General features: G+C 62.7%; 9 protein-coding genes. All 9 read left to right on the top strand.

Annotated elements, in window-relative coordinates; translation table 11 throughout:
* The first annotated feature begins 396 nt into the window (after positions 1–396).
* The 9 genes from flgB to flgJ all read left to right on the top strand — a co-directional run bounded on the left by flgB (position 397) and on the right by flgJ (position 8131).
* Positions 397–801, top strand: coding sequence for a flagellar basal body rod protein FlgB (flgB, locus tag ACVOMB_RS14555; RefSeq protein ID WP_481531835.1), 405 nt, complete (start codon positions 397–399; stop codon positions 799–801).
* An 11-nt stretch (positions 802–812) separates the two neighbouring features.
* On the top strand, positions 813–1220 hold the full coding sequence (gene flgC / locus ACVOMB_RS14550) for a flagellar basal body rod protein FlgC (protein WP_481514494.1): 408 nt from the start codon (positions 813–815) through the stop codon (positions 1218–1220).
* Positions 1221–1246: 26 nt separating this feature from the next.
* On the top strand, positions 1247–1921 hold the full coding sequence (locus ACVOMB_RS14545; RefSeq protein ID WP_481531834.1) for a flagellar hook capping FlgD N-terminal domain-containing protein: 675 nt from the start codon (positions 1247–1249) through the stop codon (positions 1919–1921).
* A 31-nt stretch (positions 1922–1952) separates the two neighbouring features.
* Positions 1953–3173, top strand: a complete 1221-nt coding sequence (gene flgE, locus ACVOMB_RS14540; RefSeq protein WP_481531833.1) for a flagellar hook protein FlgE — start codon at positions 1953–1955, stop codon at positions 3171–3173.
* A 91-nt stretch (positions 3174–3264) separates the two neighbouring features.
* Positions 3265–4014 carry a flagellar basal body rod protein FlgF gene (locus tag ACVOMB_RS14535; RefSeq protein ID WP_481531832.1) on the top strand — a complete coding sequence of 250 codons (750 nt, stop codon included), beginning with the start codon at positions 3265–3267 and terminating at the stop codon, positions 4012–4014.
* A 300-nt stretch (positions 4015–4314) separates the two neighbouring features.
* Positions 4315–5100 (top strand): flagellar basal-body rod protein FlgG, encoded by a 786-nt coding sequence (gene flgG / locus ACVOMB_RS14530; protein WP_481531831.1) that lies wholly within the window; start codon positions 4315–4317, stop codon positions 5098–5100.
* A gap of 22 nt (positions 5101–5122) precedes the next feature.
* Positions 5123–5812, top strand: coding sequence for a flagellar basal body L-ring protein FlgH (flgH, locus tag ACVOMB_RS14525; protein WP_481531830.1), 690 nt, complete (start codon positions 5123–5125; stop codon positions 5810–5812).
* Between the two features lie 8 nt (positions 5813–5820).
* A complete protein-coding gene (locus ACVOMB_RS14520; protein WP_481531829.1) occupies positions 5821–6936 on the top strand; it encodes a flagellar basal body P-ring protein FlgI in 1116 nt (371 codons plus the stop codon).
* Position 6937: 1 nt separating this feature from the next.
* The gene (gene flgJ / locus ACVOMB_RS14515; RefSeq protein WP_481531828.1) at positions 6938–8131 is read left to right on the top strand and encodes a flagellar assembly peptidoglycan hydrolase FlgJ; all 1194 of its coding nucleotides are present in this window, start codon (positions 6938–6940) and stop codon (positions 8129–8131) included.
* Positions 8132–8142 lie beyond the last annotated feature (11 nt).

Here is an 8142-nt window from a genome sequence, read left to right as displayed (position 1 = left end):
GCAAGGGCTCTACCAGTAAAGCCCCTGCCGAGCATGGCTCGGCACTACCGCTTTTGCCCCCTCCCCTTGGCGCAGCCAAGCGGAGGGTTGGGGAGGGGTTGCCCTTTGCGGCCTGTCGCAGCATTGGCTGCGCGGCTTGCGCCGCTCCAACGGCATTGCCGGTAACGCGCCTGCCGAGCATGGCTCGGCACTACGTTTGCCCCCCTCCCTTTGGCGTAGCCAAGGGGAGGGTTGGGGAGGGGTAGCCCTTTGCGGCCTGTCGCAGCATTGGCTGCGCGGCTTACGCCGCTCCAACGGCATTGCCGGTAACGCCTCTGCCGAGCATGGCTCGGCACTACATGCTCCTTTGGCACAGGTTTTGCAGCTTCCCCGGCAACGTTTCGTGGGAGGTTCCACATGGCCAACCTGTTTTCCAACTATCTAGGCATCCACGCCCAGGCGATGCCGCTGCGTGAGCAGCGTATGAAGCTGATCGCCAGCAATCTGAGCAATGCCGACACGCCAGGCTACAAGGCCCGCGACCTCGACTTCGATGCCGCCCTGCGCAATGCCCAAGGGGCAACCAGCGGCAACGGCCTGCTGACCGCCACGGCAGAGCAGCACTACGCCATCGGCGGCAACAACGGACTCAACCCGTTCCAGATCCTGCGTGAAGGCGCGCAGCCCAGCCTGGATGGCAACACCGTGGACCCGGATACCGAGCGCGCCGCCTACGGCCGCGCCGCATTGGAATACCGCGCCTCGCTGAGCTTCGTCGAGTCGAAGGTGAAAACCATGCTCACCGCCATTACCGGTCAATAAGGAAGCGCGCCATGAGCAATCTACCCATCTTTGATATTGCCGGTTCGGCCTTGAAGGCGCAGTCGGTGCGCATGAGCACCATCGCCTCCAACCTGTCCAACGCGGATTCCATCGCCGGCTCGCCGGAGGCGGTATACAAGCCGCTGGAGCCGATCTTCCAGGCCGTGACCAGTCGTACAGATCCTAATCTGACCGGCGTACAGGTCAAGGAAATCGCGCAGAGCGATGCACCGCCAATCAAACGCTACGAACCCAATCATCCGCTGGCCGATGGCGAGGGCTATGTGTATTCACCCGACGTCGATCCGGTCGCACAGATGGTCAACCTCATCTCCACCTCGCGCAATTACCAGGCCGGCGTGGAAATGCTCAGTACCGCCAAGGAACTTGCCTTGGCCACGCTGACCATGGGCCGCTGAGCCCACTCCCCCAGGAATCTGCCGACATGAGTACCAGCGTCAACTCCGATCTTTACGGCTCGCTCGGGCTTAATGCCCCGAACAAACCCACCACCACCAAGAACAAAGGTTCGCTCGACCAGGCCGATTTTCTGAAGCTGATGAGCACCCAGCTGCAGCACCAGGATCCGACCAAACCAATGGACAACAGCCAGATGGTTGCGCAGATGGCGCAGCTGTCCACGGTGCAGGGCATCACCGATCTGAACACGTCGGTGAAGGGTTTCCAGCAGTCCATGGCCAGCGATCAGGTGCTGCGTGGCGCAGCGCTGGTAGGCCATGACGTGATGGTGCCCTCCACCAAGGTTGCACTGGAGGCCGAAGGTGGCACCAGCGGCACCGTCGTTGCAGCGTCAGCCGGCTCCATCACTGTAGACATCACCGATGCCAATGGCTTGAAGGTCGATCAGTTGACCGTCCCGGCCAACGCTGCTGGCGAGGTCGCCTTCCAGTGGGATGGCACCAATGCCGATGGCAAGCGCATGCCGGCCGGCAGCTACACCGTCACCGCTACCCATACCGACAGCGCAGGTGCGCAGAGCAAGCTCAGCACCTATGTGCAGGCGAAAGTGGAAAGCGTGACCGTGGGTACCGATGGCCTGTACCTGAACCTCAAGGGGCTGGGCACTGCCCCGCTCGACTACGTGCTCCGCGTCAGCTGAGCCCCCTCTTCGATTTCCCAGGAGTATCGCCATGGGTTTCAACGTCTCACTGTCGGGCATCAACGCCGCCAACGCGGACCTGAGTGTCACCGCCAACAACATCGCCAACGTCAACACTACCGGCTTCAAGGAATCACGCGCCGAATTTTCCGATCTGTTCAACGCAACCAGCTACGGCCTGTCGCGCAACGCGATTGGCTCCGGCGCACGCTTGAGCAATGTGGCGCAGCAGTTTTCGCAGGGCAATATCAACCAGACCGGGCGCAGCCTGGACCTGGCGGTGGCCGGTGAAGGCTTCTTCACCATGAGCATGAATGGTGCGCGCGTGTACTCGCGCGCCGGCAACTTCCAGACCGACAACAACGGCTATGTGGTCAACCCACAGGGCGCGCGCCTGCAGGTGTTTACTCCCAACGCCGATGGCACCCGCTTCGATGGCCAGCTGACCGACCTGCAGCTGCTCACTACCGACAGCCCGCCCAAGCAGAGCAGTCTGGTCAACATGGCGTTCACCCTGCCCGGCAATGCGCCGCAGCCAACAGTAACGCCGTTCGACCCGACCGATTCCAACACCTATAACCATTCCACCGGTGGCATCACCGTGTACGACTCGCTGGGCGTCAGCCACACCCAGACCTCGTACTTCGTGAAAACAGGCACCGCCAACGAGTGGCAGGTACACAACTATGTGGATGGTCAGCCCGCCGGTACACCGTCGGTGCTGCAGTTCTCCAATGCCGGCGCTTTGACCAGTCCTACCAATGGCAACATCACCTTGGCGCCGTTTACGCCCGTCACCGGCGCCGGCGTGGTCAACCTGACCTTGAATGTCTCCGGCGCAACCCAGTACGGCGAAAAGTTCGCGATGCGCGATACCCGCCAGGACGGCTATGCCGCCGGCAAGCTCAACGAAATCAGCATCTCCGAGGAAGGCGTGGTGTATGCACGCTATTCCAATGGCGACGACAAGCCGCTCGGCCAGGTCGCGTTGACCACCTTCAACAATCCGCAGGGCCTGCAGAACCAGGGCAATAATCTGTGGGTGGAGACCTTCTCCTCCGGCAGTCCGCGGACCGGCGCGCCGGACACCTCGGATCTGGGCCAGATCCAGGCGGGCTCGCTGGAAGCCTCGACGGTGGATCTCACCGAGCAGCTGGTCAACATGATCGTCGCCCAGCGCAACTTCCAGGCCAATGCGCAGATGGTGTCGACGCAGGACCAGGTCACCCAGGCCATCATCAACATCAGGTAAAGCGCGGACCGGGGATCAGCCAGTACTTGACTGATCCCCGCTGCGCTCTGCGGTTGTCCAACTCCAATCTCAATACGCGAATTCCAGCCCCATGGACAAAGCCCTCTACGTTGCCATGACCGGTGCCCGCGCCTCGCTGCAGGCGCAGGCCACCGTATCGCACAACCTGGCCAACTCGGATACACCTGGCTTCAAGGAAGCGCTGGCCAATACCGAAGCGTTCCGCATCCAGGGACCTGGATTTCCGTCGCGGGTAGATGCAGTGCACGTCGACGCCGGTTTCAACCGCCGCGTCGGAGCGCAACAGATCACCGGCAACTCGCTGGATCTTTCCCTGCAGCCGGGCAGCTGGCTTGCGGTGCAATCCAGCGATGGCAGTGAGGCCTATACCCGCAGCGGTGCCCTGTCGTTGACGCCGAACGGGCAGCTGGTAACTGCTGAAGGCAATGCAGTGCTCGATGACAATGGCAACCCGGTAGCAGTACCGCCGCACCAGGCCATGGAGATCGGCCACGACGGCACCTTGTCGATCATTCCGCTGGGTGAAGGCCCGCAGACGATGGCGATGATCGGTCGTCTGCGCGTGGTTGATGCACCCAACGAACGCCTGGAGCGGCGCCTCGACGGCTTGATGCGCAACACCGATCCGCAGCAACCCTTCGCCCAGCGCCAAGGCAAGGCACTGGACAGCGGCATGCTGGAATCCAGCAATGTCGATGCAGCCGGCGCGCTGGTGCAGATGATCCAGCTGCAACGCCAGTTCGAAATGCAGGTGAAAGTGATCAAGCACGGCGACGAGAACGCTCGCAGTGCCAACAGCTTGTTGCGCCTCAACGGCTGATAGATCAACGCCAGCGCGCATGCAGTGCGCCTGCCCTGGCCTTCGGCCGGGCCAGCGCTGGAAACGGTGGGTTACCCGTTTCCAACGCCACGATGTCAATCCCACACGTCTTCATATCCGACAGTCCCGCACTGCTCAGGCCTGCGCGAATCCATGTGTATCGCTACGTGGTCTCGCTGCCACGGGCACCGCAGAGCCAATGTGTTCAGCGCCGGCATTCCGGCACCGGTTTTGGCACAGCCCATGCATTGACAGTGGCAAGGGCCAATCGGCCGGTATCCGTCACCAAGGAATCGCACCATGAATCAGGCATTGTGGGTCGCCAAGACCGGCTTGGATGCGCAACAGACACGTATGTCGGTTGTCTCCAACAACCTGGCCAACACCAATACCACCGGATTCAAGCGCGACCGCGCCAGCTTTGAAGACCTGTTGTATCAACAGGTACGTCAGCCCGGCGGTTCGTCCTCGGCACAGACGCAGTTGCCGACCGGCCTGCAGCTGGGTACCGGTGTACGCGTAGTCGCCACTTCCAAACACTTCGAACAGGGCAGCCAGCAACAGACCGGCCGCGCACTGGATGTGATGGCCAATGGCCGCGGATTCTTCGAAGTGATGATGCCGGACGGTACGTCGGCATACACGCGCGACGGCAGCTTCCAGATCAATGCACAGGGCGAGCTGGTGACCAATAGCGGCTACCCGGTGCAGCCCGGCATCCAGATTCCGGAAGGTGCGCAGTCAATGACCATTGGTACCGACGGCACCATCAGCGTGAAGATGGCCGGCGAAGCTGCATCGGTAGAAATCGGATCGTTGACGCTTACCGACTTCATCAACCCCGCCGGCCTGCAGGCCAAGGGTGAAAACCTGTTCCTGGAAACCAGTGCATCGGGCCCGGCCCAGAACGGTACGCCCGGCCTCAACGGCCTGGGCACCGTCGTGCAGGGTGCGCTGGAAGGCAGCAACGTCAACGTGGTCGAAGAGCTGGTGTCGATGATCGAGACCCAGCGCGCCTATGAAATGAACGCCAAGGCCATCTCCACCACCGACTCGATGCTCGGCTACCTCAACAACAACGTCTGATTGGTCGCCAAGGGATACCGTCATGAGCAGCACCCCACTCCTGCGCCACCTGTCCATCGCCTTGAGCGCTGCCTTGATCGGCGGCTGCAGCTTGGCCGGCGACGTTCGCCCGTATGCACCGATGGCACCGATCCAACCCATCGTGGTGCAGGCAGCAGCGCCAACCGCAGGCGCCATCTACGCCGCCGGCCCAGGCTTGAATCTGTACGGCGATCGGCGCGCGCGTGATGTCGGTGACCTGCTGACCATCACCCTGGTCGAAAACACCATGGCAACCACCACCGCCACCACTGCGATCAGCAAGAAATCCAGCGTTGATGTCGGAACGCCGACGCTGTTTGGCGCGCCTGTCACGCTGGGCGGTAAAGACATTCTTGGCGCCTCGGCCTCTGCCGATCGTGATTTCGGCGGCAAGGGCAATAGCGCGCAGAGCAATCGCCTGCAGGGCAGCGTCACTGTCACCGTGATCCAGCGCCTGCCCAACGGCAACCTGGTGATACAGGGGCAGAAAAATCTTCGCCTCAATCAAGGCGACGAACTGGTGCAGATCCAGGGCGTTGTAAGGGCTGCGGATATCAACCCGGACAACACCATTTCCTCCAGCAAGGTTGCCGATGCACGCATCGCCTATGGCGGTCGCGGCGCGGTGGCGCAGTCCAATGCGATGGGCTGGCTGGGCCGCTTCTTCAATTCAGCGTTTGCGCTGTTCTGAGCACTGTGATGAAGACTTTCTCTTTCATGCGCCATCTCGGCTTGATCGCCCTCGCACTGGCAGCCGCCCTGCCCGCTCACGCCGAGCGGATCAAGGATCTGGCCCAGGTCGGCGGCGTGCGCGGCAATGCACTGGTCGGCTACGGCCTGGTGGTTGGCCTGGATGGCAGCGGCGACCGCACCAGCCAGGCACCGTTCACCGTGCAGAGCTTGAAGAACCTGTTGGGCGAGTTGGGCGTCAATGTTCCGTCCAATGTGAATCCGCAGTTGAAAAACGTCGCAGCGGTGGCGATCCACGCCGAGCTGCCGCCGTTCGCCAAGCCCGGCCAGACCATCGACATCACCGTGTCCTCGATCGGCAATGCCGTATCGCTGCGCGGCGGTGCGTTGCTGATGGCACCGTTGAAAGGCATCGACGGTCAGGTGTACGCCATTGCCCAGGGCAACCTGGTGGTTGGCGGATTTGGCGCACAGGGCAAGGACGGCTCGCGGATGTCGGTGAACATCCCCAGCGCTGGCCGCATTCCCAATGGCGCCACCGTTGAACGTGCGCTGCCCGATGTGTTTTCTGGTGGCGGCGACATCACCTTGAACCTGCACCAGAACGATTTCACCACCGTCTCGCGGATGGTCAATGCACTCAATGCCACCTTCGGTGAAGGTGCGGCGCGTGCGGTTGATGGCGGCACGGTTTCGGTGCAGACGCCGACCGATCCCGGGGCGCGCATCGGCATGCTGGCGCGGATCGAGAACGTCGAGCTTTCGCCGGGAACTGCGCCGGCTCGTATCGTAGTCAATTCACGTACAGGCACCGTGGTCATCGGCTCGCAGGTTCGAGTCAGCCCAGCAGCGATCTCGCACGGTTCCTTGACGGTGACCGTCAGCGAATCGACCCAGGTCAGCCAGCCCAACGCGTTTGCTGGTGGTCAGACGGTCGCCACACCGCAATCCACCATTACGGCCAGCAACGAAGGCAGCCGCATGTTCCGCTTTGACGGCGGCGCCACCTTGGACGAGATCGTGCGTGCGGTCAACGAAGTCGGGGCTGCACCTGGCGACCTGATCGCAATCCTGGAAGCCCTCAAGCAGGCCGGCGCGTTGACTGCCGACCTTGAGGTGATCTGACATGCGTATTGCCGCGCCCTCGCTGGAACTGAATCCGGCCATCGCCAATGACCCGGCGAAGATCGACAAGGTTGCACGCCAGCTGGAGGGTCAGTTCGCGCAGATGCTGGTCAAGAGCATGCGCGATGCGAGCTTTGGCGATTCGCTGTTCCCGGGCGAAAACCAGATGTTCCGCGAGATGTACGACCAACGCATCGCCGAGGCGATGACGCGCGGCCGAGGGCTTGGGCTTTCGTCGATGATTGCGCGTCAATTGGGTGGCGCGGATGGCGTAGCAGCACCCGTCGTAGATCCCAGCATCAAGCCCGCCGCTGCTGCACGGGCCTACCAATTGACTGCCCCTACAGCTACTGGCCTGCCACTGAATGCAGCCCCCGAAGTTGGCGAGGATCCGCTGTCCTCGCTGAACCTCAATGACCAATCCACCTATATGGCGCCGCAGGCGCAGGCCCTGGATCTGATAGCTGGTCGCGACAGCAGCAGCTTCCATGCTGCGTTGAACAACGCCAATCCCTATCAGGACAACTCTCCGACTGCGCTGTCCGCCGATTGGGCGATGAGCGACGACCGCTGGAGCAAGGTGTCGGCGGCGCAGCGTGGGGATGCGGTTGATACCGCCACCGCCAATGTTGCTGCCGACAAGCTGGGCAAGCACACCCCGGAGGGCTTCGTCGCCAGCATCTGGCCGCATGCCGAGCGCGCCGCGCGCGAGCTCGGTGTTGATCCACGTGCGCTGGTCGCACAGGCAGCGTTGGAGACCGGCTGGGGCAAACGGCATATCAAGCGCGACAACGGCGACAGCAGCCACAACCTGTTCGGCATCAAGGCCAACGGCTGGAGTGGCGAACGCGCCACCACCGGTACCCACGAATACGTCAACGGCCAGCGCCGCAACGAGACCGCCAGCTTCCGCGCCTATGGCTCGATGGCCGAGAGCTTTGGCGACTATGTCCGCATGCTGAAGACCAGCCCTCGCTACCAGGCCGCACTCAGCGCCGGCAGCGATGTGCGCAGCTTTGCCCAGGGCCTGCAGCGTGCCGGCTATGCCACCGATCCGGCCTACGCGGCCAAGATCGCCGCCATTGCCGCCGGCCCCACCATCGAGCGCGCCGTCGCCGCCATCGGCGATGCCGGTGCGCGACTGGGCCAGACCTTTGCCAGTAACGCCGGTGCTACCGGCATCACCCGTCGTTGAGATAGCCGTCC

It is taken from the genome of Stenotrophomonas sp. STEN018, from assembly GCF_056760235.1.
The sequence above is the reverse complement of the archived record's forward strand: the minus strand, read 5'-3'. Positions and strand labels throughout refer to the sequence as shown.